Here is a 22,677-nt window from a genome sequence, read left to right as displayed (position 1 = left end):
TGCTATAAAGAAAACCCCGTTAACACATGGTGCTAACGGGGTTTTTAGTATATACAAAGCGTTTTAAACTTTAAACTCGTCTACCGATAAACGCAGCTCTTCGGCTAGTTTTGCTACTTCAGAGCTTGAGATATTAGTTTGGCTTGCGCCTTCAGCTGTTTGTTCTGCAATAGCAACAATTGACTCCAAACGTTCACTAATTTCTTCAGCCACTTGTTGTTGCTCAAGTGCTGCTGTAGATATTTCTTCACTCACGTCATGGGCTTGCGATACCGCAAAGGTGATTGAGTCAAGCGCTGTACTTGCTAAGTCAGTTTGCTCTACACACGATACCGCACGTTGCTTACCTTTGGTCATTGCTGTTACAGCCGCTTCTGCGCCCGTTTGTAGCGATTCAATCATTGATTGGATCTCTTGTGTCGACTCTTGAGTTTTACTTGCCAGTGAGCGTACTTCGTCTGCTACAACGGCAAAGCCACGGCCGTATTCACCTGCACGGGCGGCTTCGATTGCGGCGTTAAGCGCGAGTAAGTTAGTTTGATCTGCAATGCCACGAATAACATCAAGTATGCTGCCAATCGATGCGCTATCTTGGTGAAGCTTATTAATAACTTGAGAGGCATCATCAACCTCGCGAGCTAATTGCTCAATAGTTGATTTGTTATTGTTGGAAATACCTTTAACACGTTCAGCTTCTTTATCTGCGTTTTTAATTTCGCTTAATGCTTGCTGTGCACTATTGCTTACTGTTTGCGATGTGCTGCTCATTTCAGTCGTTGCTGTTGCTGCCTGCTGCACTTGTGCTTGCTGGTTACTAATAGCTTGGCTTGATTCTGCAGTAATGGCTGAGGTTTCTTCTGATGCAGCTGCTAATTGAGTCGAGCGAGAAATAATACCTTTAATTAAGCTACGTAAACTGTCTATTAAGGTATTACAGCTTTTTGATAGCTCGCCAAATTCGTCTTTAGCGCTGTCATCTAAGCGTTGAGTCATATCGCCACTGGCTACAATGTCTAAAATTCGGTTTACTTCGGCAAGTGGTTTTGTAATACGGCTTACGGTTATATATGCAATGGCGATGGCAAGTAAAGTTGCGATAACCATACCAACCCATGTCCATAAATTTGCTGAGTCTACGTCATTACGAACGCCTTTTTGAAGCTCAAAGGCAACATTACTTGCTTGCGAAACTAACTCGTCAATTTGATTAAGTGCTATTTTTGTTGCGGCTTCTGAGTCGGCTAGCTCTTTTTCAGTGAGCGCAATTGAATCAATTAAACGTTTTTTATTCGCGGCTAAACTGTTGTTACCTTTTACGTTACTCTCAAGTGCTTCAACATGCTCTTTGAGGTCATTAAACAAGTCGCTATGGCTTTGCTCAATAGCCGGTTTAATTAGAGCAACAGTGCGTGTTACTTCTTCAAGATAGTAGGTTTGCTCGCTTTTAACGATATCTAATGTGGTTAACGTTTTTACTGTTAACATGTCGGTACTGTTGGTAACCACCGACATAAAGTTATTTTCCAAGTTATTCGCAGCTTGGAAAGCACGAGGGTGGTCTTGTTCAAAACCATCTATATCAATTATGTCTAAAACTACTGAGTTAGCATCTTCTGCGCTAAGCTCAATGGCTTCAATTTGTGCAGTGAGTGTTTTATTTAATGCCAGTTGTTTATTTTTATCTTCGAGTAAGTTTTCAACAATACTTAAAAAGTTTTCATAGGTTTGCTCAACACTTTGACTACTTTTACTTAGTTCAGGGTCGTTTTTAACAACGCTCTGAAGCTGTGCATGGAGTTCGTTGAATGATTTTTTTTGTTCGAATACTCTTTTTTTAATGGGTTCAAGCTCACTTGCAGATGAAGTATAAAAACTTGCTTGTGCTGCCTTACTCATTAATATGAATTCAGCTTGTAGCTCTGAACTTTTGTTTAATGCCGGTAATGATAGCTGGTTCACCTGTTGAGTAGAACGGTCTATATTCGCTATTTTAATTAACGAATTGCCGCCAATAATTAAAAGTAATAGCGTGATAAATATAAAACCACCCCAAATACGTTGGCTCACTGTTAGATTCATATGGATTTCCACTCAAAGATACTTTAATTAAAACTTATCGGCTTTTATTCGGATAAGTTAAGTAATTAAAATCAATTACTTTAATTAATTTTAACTATTAGTTTATAAATCTAACAGATGTATTGGAATTTTTCAGGTTATTTAGGTAAAAAGAGTCATTTTTCTATAAATAGATTTTTTGTTTTAAGTTCCATTAACGTCATCCCGTTACCCCATACACAGCCTGTGTCTAAAGCATGAACATGGTTAACCCCTGTTTTACCCTCAAGTGATGCCCAGTGACCAAAAACAAGCTCATCCTTAAGTGTGAGAATGTTCTTGTGCATAAACCAAGGTGTTAACATTTTGCTATCTGCTATTGCACCTTTTGCATTAAGATCTAACTTATGGTCATGGGTTAAAAAGCGCATGCGGGTAAAGCAGTTAACTATATATCTAAACTTTTCGTAGTCATTGAGTGTTGTTGACCACTTTTTAGGATGGGGAGAGTACATATTCTTAAAAAAGTTTTTTGCATTCTTTGATTGATAGCAATCTTGAGCAAATTTTGCGTGTTGCAATGCATCTTCAATTGACCAATCAGGGTTTAAGCCTGCATGAGAGATAAAGCAATTATGTGTTTTTAAATATAAAGCGAGTGGTTGGGTTTGTAAAAAAGAGATATAACGCTTGAGTAAGCTGCTTTTAAAAATAGGGGCTAATTTATCTTTTGGGTTCGTCGGCTTATTTAAAAAATAACAAGCAATCATGTGCAAGTCATGATTGCCCAGTGTGATGGTCATGCTGTCTTGATGTTGATAGATGAAATCAAGGCAGGCAAGTGAATCAGGACCACGGGCAACAATGTCACCCACTAAATATAGGTGATCTTTACTTGGGTTAAAATCAACCCTTTGTAACAAGGTGCTGAATTCTTTGAAGCACCCTTGTAAATCACCTATTGCATAATCGGCCATGTAGCGTTTTTACTAATGCAAAATATTAGGGCAAGCTAAACGAAATACATTAATAGGTGCTTCAAACTCTGCACCAAACTCGTTGCGTAGCGTGTAGTGGCCTTGCATTGTACCAACAGGTGTATCTAGGATAGCACCACTGGTGTATTTGTAACTCTCACCTGGGCCAATTGTTGGGGTTTCGCCAACAACGCCTTCGCCTTCAACTTCAACTTCTTTGCCGTTTGCGTCTGTAATTAACCAATAACGGTGCAATAGCTTAGCACTGCATAAGCTATGGTTTTTTATTGTTACAGAGTAAGCAAATACGTACTTTTCGATTTCAGGCTGCGATTGACCTTCAACATAAAATGTTTCTACAGACACCTTTACAGGTGACCCAATATTACTGCTCTTTGTCATAAATCCAGTTAGCTATATCGATAAATTGTTGTAGAGACAAGCTTTCAGCGCGTAATGTAGCATCAATACCTATGCTTGCCATTTCATCAGCTGTTAGTAAGTTGCCAAGACTGTTTCGTAATGTTTTACGACGTTGATTAAACGCTTCTAAACAGACTGTGTTGAGTATTTTTACGCTTTTGGCTGTACGTTGCTCTGGCTTTTTTGGTATTAAGCGAATAACTGCAGAGTCAACCTTCGGGGCAGGCTTAAAGCACTCTGGTGGCACTTCAATTACAGGCATTGCATTACAGTAGTACTGAGTCATTACACTTAAACGACCAAATGTTTTACTGCCAGGACCTGCAACCATGCGCTTTACAACTTCTTTTTGAAGCATAAAGTGCATGTGCTCAATGTTATCGGCAAACTCAAAAAGGTGAAATAACAATGGCGTGGAGATGTTGTAAGGTAAGTTACCAAACACTTTTAACTTTTTGTCGTCTTTAACTAAGCTTGCAAAGTCGTATTTCATTGCATCGCCTTGGTTTACCGTTAATTTTGGCCCTAAAAATGGGTGTTCAATTAAGCGTTTTGCAAGGTCTTTATCTAGCTCTACAACTGTTAGGTGTCCGCTAAGTTCAGCCACAGGTTCGGTGATTGCACCTAGACCTGGGCCTATTTCTACTAAATTATCTTCTGGTTTAGGATCGATTGCTGAAACTATTTTATCGATGATCATTTCATCAAATAGAAAGTTTTGTCCAAAACGTTTTCGGGCGCGGTGTCCTAAGTGTACTTTATCGGTCATTGATTCTGTGCTTTTTCATGGGCGAGCTTGATTGCTTCGCGGATCGCTAATTCAAAACTTCCAACATCAGCGGTGCCTGTACCAGCTAAATCTAGCGCTGTACCGTGGTCAACTGAAGTGCGAATAAAAGGTAAACCCAGCGTGATATTCACCGATTTACCAAATCCTTTGTATTTTAGCACAGGTAAACCCTGATCGTGATACATAGCAAGTACGGCATCGGCTTCTGAAAGGTATTTATCTTGAAATAATGTATCGGCAGGTAGTGGGCCAATTAAATTCATACCCTGGCTTCTTAAAATATCAAGGGTAGGGGTAATTGTGTCTATTTCTTCACGGCCTAAGTGACCATCTTCACCAGCGTGCGGATTTAACCCACAGACTAATATACGCGGCTTTTCAATACCAAACTTAGTCCGTAAGTCGTGATCTAAAATAGTGGCAACCTTGGTAAGGCGGTCTTCGGTGATTGCACGAGAAACATAAGCCAGTGGAATATGTGTTGTCACAAGCGCAACACGAAGTCCTTCAGTGGCTAATAACATGACAACATCTGCGGTATTTGACTGCTGTGCAAAATACTCTGTGTGGCCACTGAACGAAATGCCGGCTTTATTTATAATCCCTTTGTGAACAGGACCTGTAACGACAGCGTCAAACGTGCCATCCATGTTTTTTTCGCTTGCGATACGCAAGGTGTCTAACACGTATTGGCCATTAGCATCGTTAAGTACGCCTAGCTCTACATCATCACCTAAATTGACTTGATAAATATACACGCTGCCTGCGGGTGTTGCTTTAGCAGGAGCGTTTTCGTCAAACTCAATGAGGTTTATAGTTAAACCTAACAGCTTCGCTCGTTCTTTTAATAGTTTGGCATCAGCAAGCACAACAAGTTGTGCGTCCCACGCTTGCTGAGCAAGCGTAATAAGCAAATCTGGACCAATACCGGCAGGTTCACCTGGTGTAATTGCTATTCTTAAGGTCATATTTATTCGTCTGTAGGGAAAATTTCAACATGGGCTTGTTCGCGCATTTCTTGCTGCCAGTTGAAGCTTTCTTCTTTAAATTTACGGTTAAATAGCATGCCATGTGCGCGGTTACGTTTTGCTAACTCAGTTTTATCAGCAACACGTTTGTCGAGTAGCTGTACTATATGCCAACCAAACTGGGTTCTAAAAGGCTCGCTAATCTCGTCTTGTTTGAGCGATAGTAATGTATCTCTAAACGCAGGAACATAGGTAGTTGGATCAGTCCAATCGTATTCACCGCCTTTGAGTGCAGAGCCTGGATCTTCAGAGTATTCTTTAGCGAGCTCGCCAAAATCAGCGTTGCCAGCACGTAGGTCTTTAGCAAAACCAGCAAGCATATTACGTGCTTTTTCTTCGCTTAGAATAATTGAAGGTTCAATAAGTATGTGGCGTGAGCGCACTTCTGTTGTTTCAACTACTTGTAGGCCACGCACATCTTGAACTTTAATAATATGAAAGCCAGCACCTGAGCGAAGTGGCCCTACGATAGCATCTTTCTTTTTACTCTTTACAGCTTCAGCGAAAAGAGAAGGCATCTCATTTATACCCATCCAACCTAATTGACCGCCTTCAAGTGCTTTTGAGCCGCTTGATGATGAAATTGCAATGCGTTTAAATTCTTGGCCGTCGTTAAGTAATTCAATAACTTTATCAGCACGGGTTTTAGCCGCTGATATTTCATCTGCTGTTGCTTCGTTAGGAATATCGATCAGGATGTGGCCAATATCATACTCTTCCGCACTTTGACCTTGGCTAGCCATTATTTTTAATAAATTATCGACTTCTTGCTCACTAATATAAATGCGGCGGTCAACGTTTGCACGGGTAACTTGTTGTGTTGTGATCTCTTTACGTATTTCTTCACGGTATGCTTGAAAGCTATCGCCAGATGCTTCAACCGTACGTCGTAAATCGCTAATTGTACCGCCTTGCTCTTTTGCAATGTTAGCAAGCGTTTGATCTAATTGGCTGTCAGAAATTTGTAAACCCATGCGCTCAGCCATTTGCATCATCAGTGCTTGGCTAACTAAACGCTCCATGGCTTGCACACGTAAAGTTTCGTCTTTAGGTAATTGTTGACCTTGTTCTTGGGCTTGCTTTTTTACGCGATCAACAATGGAGTTTACTTCGCTTTGTAAAATAACACCTTGGTTTACAATGCCAACAACTTTGTCAATTTCTACTGGTTCAGCAAATGCATTTTGGCACAGGCTGATACTTAAAACGGTTGATACTAATAATTTTTTTAAAGTCATGTTCTATTTACTACTCTTGCTAATAGTACGTTTGTGATACTAGTTATTAAGAAAATACGGTCTACGATAGCCAAAAATACCTTGTTGTAATAGTTTTTGTGCATCATAGCGGCTTTTACTTCCCAGTCCTTTTAGTACAAAATTAAAACTAATACCTGAATCAAAGGTGGCTTGCTCTGTACCTATTGACTGATTTAAATCAGTTTCGATTTGGCGGTGACCAGTAATTTGAAACGCCCAACAGCACGATTCATACTGCAATCCACTTAATATTTCGACACTTCGGTTGTTTTCAAGGTCGCGATGATAGCTTGCAATAAACTGCCATTCGTCACTTATTGGAATACTTGTAAACACACCTGTTTGCTCGATTGTATTTCCTGAGACATCATTTGCATAGCGATGGTTCAATTGCACTAGCTGATTATTATCACCTTTGTAATCTAAAGTGGCATTTGATTGAATCATTTGTTTGCTATCAGTGTTGTACTGTATACCCGCAGAAAAATACCAACGACGATGCCAATGTACCATGGTTTGCGCTGCAAATAATGCATTGTAATTGGTATCTGAGTTTAAGCTTTGCTCGGTTGGCTTGGCATCATCAGATAAATAAAATATTTGTCCGGCACTAAAGTTAAAAATCTCTTCTTGTTTTTTATCAAATAAGCGCGTTGTTGCACCGAGCGTAAACTGGTTTGCGGCGGCTATTCTATCAACACCAGAAAAGCGTGTGTCTCTAAATAAGCCGTAATAATCGTCTTGTAATTTGGTTGTATCGTATAAACCAATATCAGACTGATCCTTATTAGGCGTATATAAATACTGTATTTGCGGCTCTAGTGTTTGAATACCGTCTTGGACAAGGTAGGAAGTATCGCGCTCAAAATTAAGCTGTGAATATAAACGTACTTTTGGCAAAGTACGCGATACGCTTTGCTTAAACTGTGTGCCAGATAGGTCACCTTGTTGATCGTAATTTGTTTGTAATAAGCTTACTTCAGATAAAAATGACCATGCGTATTGGTCGTAATCAAACCGTGCTTTTGGCTCAATATGAACTCGAGTTGCTTGATCTATAATTGCAGAGCTGTTGGTAAAATGGCTCAACTCACCAGACACGCTAAAATCAAAATGATCAAATTTCCATGGTGCTGTTTGTGTGAAATTAATTTGTGGGATAGCAGTGTACGACTCTAAGTGATCACCCAGCACCTCAAAGTTTTGAACTTTTATATCGGTCCGCCATGTGTCTCCTAAATGAGTCAGTACGCCGGTACGATAAAGTTGGGTGTCGGTTTTACTCGCATAACTTGATTCTAAATCAGTAATGTAGTTATCGTCGCTTACATTGGTAACGTCAACACTTGCTCGCCAATTTTCGTTTAAGTAACTTTTTTGCTGCCAATGAAACATGTAGCGCTCACCAAGCGCTGGCTCTGAGTCGTCTTTGTTTAGGTATTCTATACCCACTAGGCCTTCATGTTGCTTGGTTAAATATCTAAGCTCTGTTTTTAATTGCAAACCCTTGTTAGCCATATAACGCGGCGTGATGGTGGCATCTAAGTTAGGCGCAATATTCCAATAATAAGGAGTAATGGTTTCTAAGCCATACTTGTCTGAGCTTGAGATACTAGGCGTGAGTAATCCCGATTTACGGCGCTCGTCTAATGGGAAAGTAAAATAAGGTAAATACAAAACAGGGGTATTTAAAATTCGAAGTATGGCATTGTGAGTTTCGCCCCAACCTTCTTCGCGAGATAAATTAATCTCGTCGGCTTCAATTTCCCAAGCTGGGGTTTCGCCCGGACAAGCAGTAAAGCTTGCATTCATCAGTACTAAGCCAGAATCATTTATAGTGAGCTTTTCAGCACCGCCTTTACCTTGTTGTTCTGTTAGCTTGTAATCAGCACCTAACAGGCTAATTTCTGAATTATTTAAATCGGCATTTAACCCTGAGCTATTTACGTTACTAACAGCATCGCGATATACAATAGGACCTGTGGCATTAAGTAAACCACGTTGCTTGTCTATCAATGCAGTTTGTGCGGACAAACTCATATTAACGGTGTTAATATCAACATTGCCGGTAAATTCGGCGCTTTGAGTACCAAGGAGTTCTACATCATCAGCTTTAATGTCAACATTACCGAGTTTTACGCCAGGTAGCGGTTGCCAAGCTCTGGTTTGCATTGAAGTGCCACAAAGTTTGTGTGTCAGTTCAGTTTCGGCAAGCGATGGTGCGCTAACTACGCTTAGCATCAAAATGCCCCAGGTTTTGCTCATTTATTGACCCTAATACTGTGTGTATAAATATAATTTACACATAATAAAGGAAAATAATGGCAAATACAGTAATTGACCTAATTAACTTAGTTAAAAATAGATATCTTATAAAATGACACGCTTTGATAATTTACAACACTTCATAACGACCCACTTTGGCAAACAGCCAGATACCCTTGAGGCGATAACCGGAGATGCGAGTTTTAGGCGGTATTTTCGCTTAACAATTAATAATCAGCGCTTTATTGTAATGGACTCCGATCCACAAAAGGTCAATAACGCACCGTATTTATCTTTGAATCAAGTTTTTACTGACCAGGGTTTTTTGTTACCGCATATTATTAAAAGTGATGAACAACAAGGCTTTTTTATTTTAACTGATTTAGGCAGCACACACTTAGCCGACATGCTTAATGATGCAAATAGAACCGACTACTACACACAGTTAATAAGTTTATCAGCCAAGTGGGCAAAAACGCCTGAGGCTTCAGGTATGCAGGCCTATGGTAAAGACTTTATAGCGCTTGAATTGTCGATATTCAGCCAATGGTTAGTAAAAGAGTTTATTGCTGAAAACGTTGATACAAACCAACTTAAAATGTGGGAGTCGAGCTGCGATCTACTCACTCAAACCATGCTTGAACAACCCACGGTCACAGTTCATCGCGACTACCACAGCCGTAATATTATGCACAGCGATTCTCAGTGGGCAATAATTGATTACCAAGACACCGTACGAGGGCCACTTTGTTACGATTTAGTTTCGTTGTTACGCGATTGCTATTTTAAGCTCCCTAATAATGAACTCGCTCAGCTATTAGCATTTGGATATAACGAGTTTAAACGCGAAGGCTTAGTCAGTAATACTTCGTTTGAAGAATTTAAGGTTTGGTTTGACTTAACGGGTTTACAGCGTCATTTAAAAGCCGCCGGTATATTTTGTCGCCTGTATTTGCGTGACGGCAAGACAGGTTATTTAGCTAATATTTTGCCTACCCTTGAATATATTGTAGATGTTGCTGAACGCTATCCTGAACTTAATGCACTCAGTGAATGGGTTAAAAATACGATAGTGCCAAAAGTGACTAAAAGATTAGAGCAGGTAAATTTATGAAAGCCATGATTTTAGCCGCAGGGCGTGGGCAGCGCATGATGCCGCTCACTCAAGCTATGCCTAAACCTATGCTTAAAGTGCAAAATAAACCACTCATAGAGCACCATGTTAATAACTTAAAGGCTGCTGGCATTACCGACATAGTGATAAACCTTGCATGGCAGGGTGATAAAATTAAAGCGTACTTTAAAGATGGCAGTCAATTTGGTGTAAATATTGTTTATAGCCAAGAAGTTGAAGGCGGCCTTGAAACCGCGGGTGGTATTATTCAAGCACTTCCTTTATTGGGGGAGTCGTTTATTGTGATAAATGGCGACGTATTTACCGATTACGATGTAAGCTCGCTTATGCAATTACATTTGCAACCAGGTGAGGCACATTTGGTGCTTATTGAAAATCCCCCACATAATCTCGATGGGGATTTTACATTGAGCCACTTATCGCCAGATAGTCAAAAATATACGTTTTCGGGTATTAGTCGTTATCAGGCTGACTTTTTTAATGGTTTAGAGCCGGGCATTCGTCCGCTTGGGCCGTTATTACGAGAAAAATTAAGTAAGCATTTAGTGTCTACCGAGCTTTATATTGGTAATTGGGATGACATAGGCACACCAGCGCGTTTAACGGCATTAAATGAGCGCTTGGCGTAAGCCGACACATAATTAATAGGAGTAGTCGTTTACATGTGGGGAAAAATACTCGGATTTTGTTTTGGTTTTATGTTTGGCAAAATTTTTGGTGCTATTTTAGGGTTATACCTTGGTCATTTATTTGATAAAAGCTTAAAAAATAATTTTGATAAGGCGGGTGGTTTTTCAAGTTTATTTAATGGTGATGATGTCCACGAGCGTCAAGCGCTATTCTTTTCAAGCTGCTTTGCAGTGATGGGGCATATTGCAAAGTCTAATGGCCGAGTAAGCGAGGTACACATTAAAGCCGCTAGCTTATTTATGGACGAAATGGGTTTGAAAGGCGAAGAGCGCCGTGAAGCACAGCATGCTTTTCAAGCGGGTAAACAAAGCGACTTTTCATTAAAAGAAACTGTCTATGATTTTAAAGAACGCTTTGCTAAGCGTCATGACTTACTGCAATTATTTTTAGAAATACAAATTCAAATGGCGTTTTCTGATGGCGTTTTAGCTGAGCAAGAAAAGCAGTTATTAAGTGAAGTAAGCAAGCAGTTAGGTATTTCTAAAACTCATTTTGCGTTTGTACTTAAACGCTATCAAGCTGAATTTAACTTTAGAAAACAGCAACAGCGTTACCAACAGCAGCAAGGGCAAAGTAGCAGTTATAAAGAAGGCTCAGGGCACCATGTACCCCCCAACAATAATATGAATCGTGCGCAAGCGCTTGGGCTTTTAGGACTTAACGATGGGGCAACCGAGCGGGAAGTAAAAGTAGCGTACCGAAAGTTAATGGCGCAACATCACCCTGATAAATTAGTATCGCAAGGTTTACCAAAACATATGATGGAATTGGCGGTTAAAAAAAGCCAAGACATTCAAGCAGCCTATGAGTATTTAAAAAAGGCGGCGTAAAAAGCCGTCTATTTCTTTTGTTAGCCGAGCATGTTGTTGAGGTTGATCACGAAGCCCAAATAACTGGCGCTGGCGGTAGTCAAACTTGGCGTTTCGGTTAACCCAGCGCTGGCGATTTTTTAAGTTAATTAAAATATCGCGGTTGTCGCTGGCGTAATAAATATCTAAAAGTGCAGGCGTAACAAGAGACGTTGTTTGGCTTAAGCTTTTATTGCGCTTTGCATTGGGCAGATAGCTACTTAAACTAATAAACGCATCAATACGCTCTTGTGGAAAGTCTGCATAGTACTCAGTTAACACCCCTGCGCTGGTGCCTTGCGCAATTACAACGATATTTGTGGGTTCTTGCATCGCGGTTTGGTAAAGCGCTTTGTAGCGAGCAAGTAAATTTAGTTTGTAGTTATCGAGTATTTCGTCGCTGATGGCTTCAATGGTATCCACATGATGAGGCGCTTCATTTTTACTTGAAGCATTAGGCTGATCTGACTCACTGTTGGCTTGACTCTCTGTTTCAGTGGCGGCACTTGGTGCTATTTCTGCAGCAGGCTCAGCTATTTTACTCGCTTGCCAATCAATATCAGGGGTGGCCATCGCATAGGTGGTGTAGCCTAAATTGTTAAGCTCTTTGCGTAAGTAACTCATTCCAGCATTGTTGGTAGGGGCTGATTGCCAATCGGGAATAAGTAATACAATCCCTCTAAAATCAGCGCTCATGTATTCACTACGTAAACTTAAAAATTCAGTTTCACCTGCTAGCATTGTTTTTACTTCGTCGGTAGGTAAAAGGCGTTTAATATCGCTATTTTCAATACTTGATAAAGAAGGCGGGGCAATATGTTCTGCAGCCGTTGTACAGAGTGCTAAAAGGGCTACACAGCTAAACGCCATGTAACACAGAACCTTTTTAAATAATTGCAAAAACACCATAACACGCTCAACCAGTCGTCATTAGTTAGGTATCGGCATGCTTGTTTAAAAGTTTAATTTTTCCTAAGTAATTGAGCCCATTAAAACTCGGGTTCTGCTTCAAAGGTCATTACTTGTTCGGTGACAGGGTGTTTTAGTTGCAACATTTGTGCGTGGAGTTGTAAACGCGGTGCGGCTGCAAGCGCCTCTTTATGAGCATAGAGTCGGTCACCTAAAATAGGGTGGCCAAGGCTTAGCATGTGTACGCGCAATTGATGTGAACGCCCCGTAATTGGAGTGAGCTCTACGCGTGTGGCGTTTTCTTCTCGTTCAAGTACTTTGAAATGAGTGAGTGATGGCTTGCCATTTTCATGATCTACCATTTGCTTTGGGCGATTAGGCCAGTCGCAAATAAGGGGTAAATCAACCGAGCCATTGTCTTGTTCAAGCTTACCAAAAACGCGAGCTATATAACGCTTAGCGGTTTCGCGATCTTGAAATTGCATGCTTAAATGTCGGTGTGCAGCTTTATTCATAGCAAGGCAGAGTATGCCAGACGTTGCCATATCAAGACGATGAACAATTCGTGCGGTTGGAAACACGCGATTAACGCGGTTAATCAAGCTGTCGGCATGCTTAGGATCTTTACCCGGTACGGTCAATAATTCGCTGGGTTTATTAACAATGAGCAAGTCGTCGTCTTGAAAAAGTATGGTTAAATACGGGTTCATTGGGGGATTGTAATTAACTAACACGGCCGACCTTAATGATTTTGAAGGACGCTATTTTAGGGTAGCAAGGGCAAAGGCTCAAGGAAAACATTGATAGCCTGTACGAAGGCTTCTAATTTATATACTTTTTTGAATATAAAAAAGCGCGGTATAAATACCACGCTTTACTTAGCTGCTGTTGTTTGCAATTTTTACTAACAACTAAAAGCTCAAAATCTTAGTGAGAAACCACGATTAAGCGAATTGCATCTAGTTGTAACTGCGCCTTTTCAATGTGTGCAGTTAGCTCGGTGCGTTGCTTATCGTAAAAGGTAATTTCTTCTTGGCGAATATTAGGGTTAATTTGCTTAAGCGCGCTTAATCGCTCTTGTTCTTCGCTAAGAGACGTTTGCATTTTAGCTAGCGACTGTGAACGAATAACCTCGAGTTTTTCTTGTGCCATGTCTTTTGCAGTTGTGATCATAGGGTGAATTGCGCTTTGAAGCGCACCCGCAAGTTTACTTGCTGTTTGACGACCAACGGCTGAAAGCTGTTGGTTAAACCCGTCAAATGCGACGTTTTCGCCTAAGTTATTACTGGCTTTATCAAGCAATATACGAATAGGCGTTGGGGGTAAAAAGCGACCCACTTGTAATGCTTTAGGCGCCATTGCTTCGGCTACAAAAATAAGCTCAACAAAAAAGGTGCCCGCAGGAAGTTTTTTGTTTTTGAGTAAAGCAACCGATGCGCTACCAAAGTCATCATCACAAATCATATCCATCGTGCCTTGCACCATTGGATGATCCCAACTGATAAAATGTACATCTTCTTGTGAAAGTGCAGTATCACGGTCAAATGTCACTGTCATGCCGTCATCTTTAAGCGATGGAAATGACGCGCTTAACATATGCTCTGTAGGCTTTAATATAATTGTATTTTCGCCTTTGTCTTCTTGGCTTACACCAAAGGTGTCGAACACGTTAATCATGTAGCTGGGCAGCTCAAACTGGTTGTCGAGCTTTTCAATATCAGCAACTAATGAGTCGGCAGCGCCTTGTCCCGATGAGTGCAGTTCTAATAAACGATCTCGTCCACTTTCCATTTTTTTACGTAGCAAAGTATTTTGCTGAGCTACTTGCTCAAGGAGTGGGTCAAGTTCGTCTTCATCACAGTTATGGGCTGAAATAAACTCGAGTAAGTCATCACGAAATTCTTTATACAATAGCTGGCCAGTCGTTGATGTGGTTTCAAACGCATCAAGGCCTTCGTTGTACCAACGCAGTAACACCTCTTGCGCCGTGTTTTCAAAGTATGGCACGTGAATGTTTACATCTTGTGTTTGCCCTATACGGTCTAATCGACCAATTCGTTGTTCTAGTAAATCTGGGTTTAATGGTAAATCAAATAACACTAGGTGATGTGAGAACTGAAAGTTACGACCTTCTGAGCCAATTTCTGAACACAATAATATTTGTGCGTTATCGTATTCGTCTGCAAAAAAGGCAGCCGCGCGGTCACGCTCTATAATCGACATACCTTCGTGGAAAACCGAGGCTTTAATCGCTTCACGTTCACGCAGTATTTGTTCAAGGCTAATAGCCGTTTCGGCTTTGGCACAAATAAGGAGTACTTTTTCGTGTTTAAGCGTTTTAAGTGTTTCGATTAACCAATCTACGCGAGGGTCAAAGGCCCCCCAGCTTGCGCTTTCACCTTCAAACTCTTGGAATATTTTTTCAGGAAAAAGAGCACGATGCGCGCTCAGTTCAGCGTTTTGAATTCCACTCATGTTACCTAATACCGACATGGCCGTTTTGTATTGCTTTGGTAATGCCATTGGATAGGCATGCAATTTACGACTTGGGTAGCCATCAATGCCACTGCGGCTATTTCTGAACAATATACGGCCAGTACCGTGTCTGTCGAGTAGCATGTTAAGTATTTCTTTACGCGCTGGTAAATCACCTTGCTGCGCTTTTTCAAGAATGACGGTAATGTCGGTTTCTTTTAATAGCTCAATTAGCGTTGTTTTTGCATTGTCGTCAAGAGCTTGATCTTGCAATAACTGGTTTGCCGCTTGCGCTACATCTTTGTAATTGGCTTCTTCTTCTTTGAATACGTCGTAGTCGTAAAAACGGTCTGGGTCGAGCAATTGTAAACGCGCAAAGTGACTGCTATGGCCTAGTTGATCAGGCGTTGCTGTGAGTAAAATAAGGCCCGGAATATCTTGGCTTAGCTCAGCCATGCGTTGATATTCAGTACTTGGTTTACCGTTATTAATGCTTAAGTGGTGCGCTTCATCAACAACTAATAGATCCCAATCAGCCAATGTGGCTTGTTCAAACCAGCGCTTTTTCTTGGTTAAAAACTCAAGACTAGTAAGGACTAGCTGCTCTGTATCAAATACATTTGGCGAGTCGGCAAAGGCTTCGTCGCAACGCTCTTCATCAAAAATAGAAAAACGTAAGTTAAAGCGGCGTAGCATTTCGACTAACCACTGGTGCTGAAGGTTTTCAGGTACAACAATAAGTACACGGCTGGCGCGACCACTAATAATTTGCTGATGCAGTATCATGCCTGCTTCAATGGTTTTACCTAAGCCTACTTCGTCAGATAATAATACGCGTGGTGCAAAACGTTTACCCACTTCTTGGGCAATGTAAAGCTGATGCGGTATAAGGTTAGCGCGTTGACCAATCAATCCTTTTATAGGTGATTGTTCGCGTTCAAATTTATGTTGCCATGTTTGGTAACGAAGCGTGTAACGATCAAAACGATCTACTTGGCCGGCAAATAAACGGTCTTGTGGCTTATTAAATTTTATAAAATGATCTAAAAAGGTTTCTTTTAACTTTGCTTCTTCGCCGTTATCAACACGGGTGCCCACATAGCAAAGTAACTCGCCTTGTACTTCAATAGATTCGACTTCTAATTCCCATTCTTCAACGCTTTTGATCACATCGCCTGGATTAAATGCCACACGGGTAACGGGTGCTTCTGCTGTAGAGTAAACACGGTTTTCACCACTGGCTGGAAATAATATGCTGACCTGGCGGCCTTCAATGGCAACAACGGTGCCTAATCCTAAATCTGACTCTGTATCACTGATCCAACGCTGACCTAAGGAAAAATTCATGTATGTCTCGTCTATGATGAAAAAGGCGGCTATGTTACCTGTAAGCTAACACCACTGCAAGGCGCTATTTAGCTCACTTTTAATTAATTTTATAAGTGTTAATTATAAAGAATAAAACCGCCATTTTTTAACCTATTAAAAAGGTAAATAAAAACTAAATTCAGGTTGTAATAAAACGGACTTTTATGACAAATAGACTAAACTTTCAATATGCCTTGGCAATTAAGTATTGCAGGTTTTGATTTTTGCCCGTTTTACTTAGTTATTTTGGTATAGCATAAAAATCATAAAACGTAAGGAAAGTGCTATGGAAAAAGCTTCGAACCTTGAAAGTAAAATGTATGTGCTAGACACCAACGTACTCCTCCACGAGCCCCTCGCTTATTTGTCTTTTCAAGAACATAACGTGGTTATTCCGATGACCGTACTTGAAGAGCTTGATCATATTAAAGATAGAAAACACGATGTAAGCCGCGATGCCCGCGTTGCAATTCGTGGTTTAGATGAGGTACTCAAAAACGCAACCCCTGAACAAATGCTACAAGGTGTAGCCTTACCCAGTAATAAAAAAGCAAAGTCGAGCTCTGCCGGTACGCTCATTATTGTTAACGACCATTTATTCGCAGATTCAATTTCGGGTTTGCCAGGCAATGAAAACGACCATCGAATTATTAACTGTGCTGTATATTTACAAAAGCAGCATAGCGATTCAAAGGTGATATTGGTTACCAAAGATATAAACATGCGCTTAAAAGCTAAAGGTGCAGGGCTTAAATATGTAGAGGATTACCGAACAGATCAGCTTATTGATGATATTAATTTGCTCACTAGCGGATATAAAAAAGTAGAGGGTGATTTTTGGGAACATGTAGGGCAATGCAATACAGAGCAGCACGGGCGAGATACGTTTCATCATGTGCCTAAAAATTTAATACCCGATGTATTTTGTAATGAGTATTTACTTGACGAGAGTAATCACTTTGCAGCTAGGGTAAAGTCGTTTGATGATAAGCACATTACTATAAAAGATATTAGTGTTGAGCGGTTAATGCATCATCATGCATGGGGCGTTAAGCCCAAAAATATTTATCAGGGTATGGCGCTTGATGCATTACTTGATACTAGCATTGAACTGGTGATTTTAACGGGCCCCGCTGGATGTGGGAAAACGTTATTAGCGCTTGCCTGTGCACTTGAGTTGGTTATAGAAAAGGGTATTTACGATAAAGTGCTTGTGACCCGAAATACCCCTGAAATTGCAGAGTCTATTGGTTTTTTACCCGGTACGGAAGAGGAAAAAATGGCGCCGTGGCTCGCTGCTATTACCGATACGCTAGAAGTACTCCATAAAGGTGACGAGAACCCAATATCGAGCCGAAATTACATCATGGAAAAGGCCAATGTACAGTTTAAGTCGGTTAATTTTATGCGTGGGCGCAGTATTCAAAATGCGGTGGTAATTTTAGATGAAAGCCAAAATTTAACAGCGTCTCAACTTAAAACCATTATTACTCGTTGCGGAGAAGGTACCAAGCTCATTTGCACCGGTAATTTGGCGCAAATAGACAGTAATTATTTAACGCCAGTCACATCAGGTTTAACCTACATAGTAGAGCGTTTTAAAAACTTTGAAGGCAGTGCAACCATAAATTTAAATGGTGTAGTAAGAAGTCGGTTGGCTTCATTTGCAGAAGAAAATTTATAACTTGCGCTTAACTATTTGGCTCGATAGTCTAATGATTGATTTTCGGGCCAAATGGCAGACTGCACGTTGAATTTTTTACCTCTCAAACATTATTATCGCTCTTTAATTGTTGCCCTGTTGGTGCCTTTAATTGTTGCTTTTTTACTGTGTTTACATCTTTACAATATCAAGCTTGAGCGCACAGTAGAAAAACGTGACGCTGATTTTCTTAATATATCCGCCCAAATAAATCATGGCATGCAATCAATCAGTGATTTAATGGCTAATATGCTTAACTTATACGAGCAGCCTGCACTGAGTTTTGCTAATCGTAATTTATTTGAAGGTATTAATCAGTATGAAGGTTATTACTATCGCCATTTTACTCAACAAGGCACCGAGATTGTAGGTAAAGGGGATTTTAATCTTTCACCAAATGAACTTTCAAAGTGGCAACAGTTAGTTAAATTAGGTCCTTCGTTTAATACAACTCTGGCACTTATGCAGTCGCTTAGCGCCGTTGCGTATGTTGATGAAAATGGCGCTGCATTTGTAGCTAGGCGTAATAAGAGCAAGAGTTTATTACTAACAGAGATTCTTGAAGGGCGATTTAAACCAGACTTTTCAGGCAGCCTTTTATCTTCAAGCCCGATTGTAAATATAGACGGGAAGGCTTACTACTCAATCGGACGCCAGCGAGAACTTGGCTCGCGTGATTATATTATCGTTATTTACGATGTGGAGGTTATTTCTGCCTGGCTAAAAAAAGTTACGCCAAATCAGGGGGAATATATATTTGTTAATCGGTTTGATCAGGTTGTTGCAAGCACAAAAAATGCGATAGCTGAGGGGATCACACTTAAGGAATACTGGCCTGAAATGGCGGCATCACAACAAAAATTAACGGTGTTAACCAGTGGCACAAACTTTTTTATGCAGCCAAAAAGCAACCTCCCAATACATGCTGCATTTTATGAGCCTAAATCCGATTTTGTAAATGTTATTCGGTATGAAATTTTACTCGAGTTTATATTTTTAACGCTGTTTTTAAGTTTGATGTTTTGCGTGTTCTTTTGGTTAAGTCAGCGCATATTTTTAAAACCTATGACACATCTCATGCATTACTTAGAGCAAAGCAATAACGACAACAGCAAAGAGTCTAATTATCAAATCCCTATTAATTGGCAGCCATGGTTCACTAAAATAAAACTAGTATTTGCTAAAAACAGACAACTAGTCGATTCGCTGCAAGATGTAAACCGAGAGCTTGACGAAAAGCTGCAATTGCAATCAGAAAAACTAACACGCAGTTATCAAGCTAAAGAGCGACATTTAGCTTTACTAAACACAATGTTAAACAGTGTTCCTGATTTTATATATTTTAAGAATATTGATGGGTCTTTTTTAGGGTGCAACAAGGCATTTGAAGCGTACATTGGGTGCGATCAAAGCGCGCTAGTGGGTAGGCGTATACAAGATATAACTGACGAATACGAACAAATAAGTATTCTTGAAAAACAGGTTTTACAAAATCGCAGTAATGTTCAGCAACGCGTTGATACAGATGATAAGTCTTACCAACTGACGATTGCGCCTTTTTACAATGAGCAGCAGCACTTGTTAGGCACAATGGGGATCGGTAGAGATATAACAGAACAGCAGCAAACTTTACATGCACTAAAAGCGTCTGAGTCTAAATTTAGAAGTGCTATTGAATTTGCTGCAAACGGTGTTGTGCTTCTTTCGCTTGATCAGACTATATTGCAGGTAAACAAAGCAGCAAGAAAACTATTTACTGAGCAAGATGTGTTGGTAGGTGAGCAACTTAAACTACTATTTGATGATAGTCAGTGGCAAGAAATTAAAACAAGATTAGCTCAGCTGCTTGATGATAAGAAAGAGGTTTATCATTTAACATTAGCACGAGGAAATTTGACTAGCTGGCTTCAACTCAGTGTATCGCTCGTGTGGGATGAAAAGCGAGATCCTTCGTATTATGTTATCCACTTACAAGATGTGAGTGCATTAACTAAAGCTAAGCACAATGCTGAGCGCGCAACCCTTGCTAAAAGTCGCTTTATTGCTAACTTAAGTCATGAAATACGTACCCCTTTGAATGCGGTGTTAGGTTTGCTTGACATGCTTATAGAGCAAGGGCTTACGCAAAGACAAATTCAGCAAACAGATCAAGCTAAGCAAGCTGCGCAAAGTTTACTATTAATGCTCAACCGCATGCTCGATTTTGCCAGAGTTGAAAGCGCACAGGCTGAGTTAAAACTAGCCCCATTTACGGTTGTGGAACTTATTGATATTTGCGATAGCTTAACAGGGCCCTTGTGTGAGCAAAAAGGGGTTGAATTTATTATTGATGTTGACCCTTTAATTGCACCTAGTTTGATTTGCGATAGCATAAGACTACAGCAGGTGTTGGGTAATTTATTAACTAATGCTGTTAAGTTTACTCACAATGGCAGTATTACCTTAAAAATGGAGCTAATTGAGGGAGATAGTACCGAGCAAGCGATCTGTTTTAGTGTAAAAGATACTGGCAGCGGGATTAATGAGGCTGACCAATTACGTTTATTCGATGCCTTTACACAAGGCGATGAATCATCAACACGTACCCATCAAGGTGTAGGGTTAGGGTTGGCTATTGTAAAACATGCTGTATCTCTTATGGGCGGCGAGATAGCCGTAAACAGTGAAAAAGGCCTTGGTTGTGAGTTTTATTTCAGCATTAGTTTACAGGTAGACGATACAAAAAATCAGCTGTTGCCTGTTGATGCTCTGGCTATTATATCCCAGCGAAGCCGAGCTTTAAAACGCGCTGTAGCAGCCTATTCAGAGTTGACCAGTATTGATTTAGATGAAGCATTGAATTACCCAATCAAACTTTCGGGATATAATCAGCTTATTGTTGATGAAGCTGACTTACCTGAGCTATTAAGTGTAAAAGCAATAAATGACTCGCTTACTTCACACACTTTATCGGTCATTATCGTTAATCATCAGCTAACCTTTAGTTCATCTATGAGTAAAGGCTTATTAGCGCAGCATGTTAAAGCATCTGCACTTGGGCAGCGATTATTTGATTTAAGTAGTGGTTTTGCATTAAAGCAAATTGCAAGTGACGCTAATATACAGGCACAGCAACCGAGTAGAGAGGTGTCAGGTTTACTGATCTTGGCAATTGATGATAATAAACTAAACTTAGAAATTATAAGTAGTGTTTTAGAAAAAGCTAATGTAAATGTTGTAACCTCAACCAATGCATCTGATGGTATGGAGCTGCTACAAGTTTTAAAGCCAGATCTGATTTTAATGGATGTGCAAATGCCGCATATAGATGGTTGTCAAGCTACTACGTTGATTCGTCAACAGTTTGACGATAAGCAATTGCCTATATTTGCATTGACAGCCCATTGTGAGCCTGCGGATATAGAGCGTTCGTTAAAATGCGGTATGAATAAACATTTAACAAAGCCCGTTGTAGCAAAAGTACTACTTGATGCTATTGCAGATATGCAGATCACTAAAGCGGTATTTTTTGATAGGGCATTTGCCTTAGCTCAATTTAGCGCTGATGAGGCGTTACTTAATACTATGATTGATAAATTTTCTAGCCTATGTGAGACCCAATTACAACAAATTGACGAATGTACCGTTAAAGGTGAATTGGTACGTTTAGTGCATAGTATCAAAGGAGTATCGGGTAACTTGGGTTTTAAGCGGTTATCGTCTTGTGCGCTTCAGTGCGAACAAAGTCTTAAAGCAACCAATGACCCTGAAGATCAAATCATAAAAGAGCTTATTATGCAGTTGAAGCAGGTTATTGTATTTATTAGAGGTTTGGAGGCGGTGGATGTCAAAAAAAGCTAAAGTGCTTGTAGTTGACGATGATCCACTTAACAGATTAGTGCTTGAAAAAACGTTGTGTGAAGAGCATGACGTGTTTTTAGCTAAAAGTGCAGAAGAGGCACTCGCTTTTGTAAGAACTACGCAGTTTGATTTGATTTTGCTTGATATTGTAATGCCCGTTATGAACGGCTTTGAACTTATTGTTAAGTTAAAAGAAAATCCTATTACCCAGGCTATTCCAGTTATTTTTATTTCTGCTAATCAAGAGCATGCTGATGAATCAAAAGGATTAGAGCTAGGCGCGATGGACTATATTACTAAGCCATTCAGCGCTTCTATTGTTAGAGTGCGAGTACGAAATCAATTACTGATAAAACAAAAAAACGATTTACTTGAAATGTTAGCGTCCATAGATGGATTAACCGAAATACCCAACAGACGCTACCTTGATGAAAATTTGTCTCGAGAGTGGCGAAGAAGTAAACGAGGGGGCTCGGTGCTATCTGTACTGCTAATGGATATAGATTACTTTAAACGATATAACGACACATATGGCCACAGAGCCGGTGATGAATGTTTAAAAAAAGTAGCACAATCTTTATTGGCACAATGTAAACGTGGAAGTGACTTTATTGCCCGCTACGGTGGGGAAGAGTTTGCGGCTATTTTACCTGATGTATCTAAAGAGGAAGCAATTGCGTTTGCAAATAAGCTCAGAAATGCTGTAAACAAATTAAATATAGAGCACAAAACATCGTTAAATGCACAATGCATAACTATCAGTATTGGCGTTGCAACTATGGAAGATGGCCGCTCAACCTCAGAGCATTCATTATTAGAAGAAGCTGACTTAGGGTTGTATGAAGCAAAAGAGGCTGGCCGTAATAGAGTGGTCGCTCACTAATAAAATAGGCCAGTAACGTTACTGGCC

General features: G+C 40.2%; 16 protein-coding genes. 6 read left to right on the top strand and 10 right to left on the bottom strand.

From position 1 onward, the window contains the following. Positions 1 to 63: 63 nt before the first annotated feature. The 7 genes from AC27JL_RS11735 to lptD form a co-directional block, all read right to left on the bottom strand. A complete protein-coding gene (locus tag AC27JL_RS11735; protein WP_010556604.1) occupies positions 64 to 2,079 on the bottom strand; it encodes a methyl-accepting chemotaxis protein in 2,016 nt (671 codons plus the stop codon). Between the two features lie 155 nt (positions 2,080 to 2,234). Then, positions 2,235 to 3,035 (bottom strand): symmetrical bis(5'-nucleosyl)-tetraphosphatase, encoded by an 801-nt coding sequence (locus AC27JL_RS11730; protein WP_487195681.1) that lies wholly within the window; start codon positions 3,033 to 3,035, stop codon positions 2,235 to 2,237. A gap of 12 nt (positions 3,036 to 3,047) precedes the next feature. After that, positions 3,048 to 3,437, bottom strand: a complete 390-nt coding sequence (gene apaG / locus AC27JL_RS11725) for a Co2+/Mg2+ efflux protein ApaG (protein WP_006793227.1) — start codon at positions 3,435 to 3,437, stop codon at positions 3,048 to 3,050. Further along, positions 3,421 to 4,227, bottom strand: coding sequence for a 16S rRNA (adenine(1518)-N(6)/adenine(1519)-N(6))-dimethyltransferase RsmA (gene rsmA / locus AC27JL_RS11720; RefSeq protein WP_010556602.1), 807 nt, complete (start codon positions 4,225 to 4,227; stop codon positions 3,421 to 3,423). The genes apaG and rsmA overlap by 17 nt, the downstream gene beginning before the upstream one ends. Next, positions 4,224 to 5,216: a 4-hydroxythreonine-4-phosphate dehydrogenase PdxA gene (gene pdxA / locus AC27JL_RS11715; protein ID WP_487195680.1), complete on the bottom strand. Its 993-nt coding sequence runs from the start codon at positions 5,214 to 5,216 to the stop codon at positions 4,224 to 4,226. The genes rsmA and pdxA overlap by 4 nt, the downstream gene beginning before the upstream one ends. 2 nt (positions 5,217 to 5,218) lie before the next feature. After that, positions 5,219 to 6,514 carry a peptidylprolyl isomerase SurA gene (gene surA / locus AC27JL_RS11710; RefSeq protein ID WP_006793224.1) on the bottom strand — a complete coding sequence of 432 codons (1,296 nt, stop codon included), beginning with the start codon at positions 6,512 to 6,514 and terminating at the stop codon, positions 5,219 to 5,221. Positions 6,515 to 6,553: 39 nt separating this feature from the next. After that, positions 6,554 to 8,800, bottom strand: a complete 2,247-nt coding sequence (lptD, locus tag AC27JL_RS11705) for an LPS assembly protein LptD (protein ID WP_006793223.1) — start codon at positions 8,798 to 8,800, stop codon at positions 6,554 to 6,556. A 112-nt stretch (positions 8,801 to 8,912) separates the two neighbouring features. On the opposite strand from lptD, the gene AC27JL_RS11700 reads away from it, so the two are divergent. From AC27JL_RS11700 to djlA, 3 genes are read left to right on the top strand one after another with little or no spacing between them, the layout of a single operon-like run. After that, entirely contained in the window at positions 8,913 to 9,914 is a 1,002-nt protein-coding gene (locus tag AC27JL_RS11700; RefSeq protein ID WP_487195679.1) for an aminoglycoside phosphotransferase family protein, read from the top strand. Beyond that, complete coding sequence (gene murU / locus AC27JL_RS11695) at positions 9,911 to 10,564, top strand: N-acetylmuramate alpha-1-phosphate uridylyltransferase MurU (protein ID WP_008131831.1); 654 nt, start codon at positions 9,911 to 9,913, stop codon at positions 10,562 to 10,564. Before AC27JL_RS11700 ends, murU begins: the two co-directional genes overlap by 4 nt. A 33-nt stretch (positions 10,565 to 10,597) precedes the next feature. After that, a complete protein-coding gene (gene djlA, locus AC27JL_RS11690) occupies positions 10,598 to 11,455 on the top strand; it encodes a co-chaperone DjlA (protein ID WP_008131833.1) in 858 nt (285 codons plus the stop codon). Here the strand turns inward: djlA and AC27JL_RS11685 are convergent. The 3 genes from AC27JL_RS11685 to rapA all read right to left on the bottom strand — a co-directional run bounded on the left by AC27JL_RS11685 (position 11,438) and on the right by rapA (position 16,204). Further along, positions 11,438 to 12,343, bottom strand: coding sequence for a DUF3530 family protein (locus AC27JL_RS11685; protein ID WP_487195678.1), 906 nt, complete (start codon positions 12,341 to 12,343; stop codon positions 11,438 to 11,440). The two genes, djlA and AC27JL_RS11685, sit on opposite strands and share 18 nt — an antisense overlap. Before the next feature lie 119 nt (positions 12,344 to 12,462). Then, a complete protein-coding gene (gene rluA, locus AC27JL_RS11680) occupies positions 12,463 to 13,116 on the bottom strand; it encodes a bifunctional tRNA pseudouridine(32) synthase/23S rRNA pseudouridine(746) synthase RluA (protein ID WP_138739840.1) in 654 nt (217 codons plus the stop codon). 193 nt (positions 13,117 to 13,309) lie between these two features. Further along, positions 13,310 to 16,204, bottom strand: a complete 2,895-nt coding sequence (gene rapA, locus AC27JL_RS11675) for an RNA polymerase-associated protein RapA (protein WP_487195677.1) — start codon at positions 16,202 to 16,204, stop codon at positions 13,310 to 13,312. A 307-nt stretch (positions 16,205 to 16,511) separates the two neighbouring features. Here rapA and AC27JL_RS11670 point away from each other — a divergent pair, with 307 nt between their 5' ends. The 3 genes from AC27JL_RS11670 (at position 16,512) to AC27JL_RS11660 (ending at position 22,650) form a co-directional block, all read left to right on the top strand. Further along, positions 16,512 to 17,909: a PhoH family protein gene (locus AC27JL_RS11670; protein ID WP_058429693.1), complete on the top strand. Its 1,398-nt coding sequence runs from the start codon at positions 16,512 to 16,514 to the stop codon at positions 17,907 to 17,909. A 66-nt stretch (positions 17,910 to 17,975) separates the two neighbouring features. Next, positions 17,976 to 21,767, top strand: a complete 3,792-nt coding sequence (locus AC27JL_RS11665; protein ID WP_487195676.1) for a PAS domain-containing hybrid sensor histidine kinase/response regulator — start codon at positions 17,976 to 17,978, stop codon at positions 21,765 to 21,767. Beyond that, positions 21,751 to 22,650, top strand: a complete 900-nt coding sequence (locus AC27JL_RS11660; RefSeq protein ID WP_006793213.1) for a diguanylate cyclase — start codon at positions 21,751 to 21,753, stop codon at positions 22,648 to 22,650. Before AC27JL_RS11665 ends, AC27JL_RS11660 begins: the two co-directional genes overlap by 17 nt. The last annotated feature ends 27 nt before the right edge of the window (positions 22,651 to 22,677 follow it).

It is taken from the genome of Pseudoalteromonas sp. 4NS20-0020, assembly GCF_057554385.1.
This window is presented reverse-complemented; position numbering and strand designations above follow the sequence as displayed.

Excerpts from the sequence above, each read along its gene's own strand:
- AC27JL_RS11670 (WP_058429693.1), top strand. The coding sequence starts at position 16,512 with ATGGAAAAAGCTTCGAACCTTGAAAGTAAAATGTATGTGCTAGACACC.
- murU (WP_008131831.1), top strand. The coding sequence starts at position 9,911 with ATGAAAGCCATGATTTTAGCCGCAGGGCGTGGGCAGCGCATGATGCCG.
- pdxA (WP_487195680.1), bottom strand. The coding sequence starts at position 5,216 with ATGACCTTAAGAATAGCAATTACACCAGGTGAACCTGCCGGTATTGGT.
- lptD (WP_006793223.1), bottom strand. The coding sequence starts at position 8,800 with ATGAGCAAAACCTGGGGCATTTTGATGCTAAGCGTAGTTAGCGCACCA.
- rapA (WP_487195677.1), bottom strand. The coding sequence starts at position 16,204 with ATGAATTTTTCCTTAGGTCAGCGTTGGATCAGTGATACAGAGTCAGAT.
- surA (WP_006793224.1), bottom strand. The coding sequence starts at position 6,514 with ATGACTTTAAAAAAATTATTAGTATCAACCGTTTTAAGTATCAGCCTG.
- rsmA (WP_010556602.1), bottom strand. The coding sequence starts at position 4,227 with ATGACCGATAAAGTACACTTAGGACACCGCGCCCGAAAACGTTTTGGA.
- AC27JL_RS11660 (WP_006793213.1), top strand. The coding sequence starts at position 21,751 with ATGTCAAAAAAAGCTAAAGTGCTTGTAGTTGACGATGATCCACTTAAC.
- apaG (WP_006793227.1), bottom strand. The coding sequence starts at position 3,437 with ATGACAAAGAGCAGTAATATTGGGTCACCTGTAAAGGTGTCTGTAGAA.
- AC27JL_RS11735 (WP_010556604.1), bottom strand. The coding sequence starts at position 2,079 with ATGAATCTAACAGTGAGCCAACGTATTTGGGGTGGTTTTATATTTATC.
- AC27JL_RS11685 (WP_487195678.1), bottom strand. The coding sequence starts at position 12,343 with ATGGCGTTTAGCTGTGTAGCCCTTTTAGCACTCTGTACAACGGCTGCA.
- djlA (WP_008131833.1), top strand. The coding sequence starts at position 10,598 with ATGTGGGGAAAAATACTCGGATTTTGTTTTGGTTTTATGTTTGGCAAA.
- AC27JL_RS11700 (WP_487195679.1), top strand. The coding sequence starts at position 8,913 with ATGACACGCTTTGATAATTTACAACACTTCATAACGACCCACTTTGGC.
- AC27JL_RS11730 (WP_487195681.1), bottom strand. The coding sequence starts at position 3,035 with ATGGCCGATTATGCAATAGGTGATTTACAAGGGTGCTTCAAAGAATTC.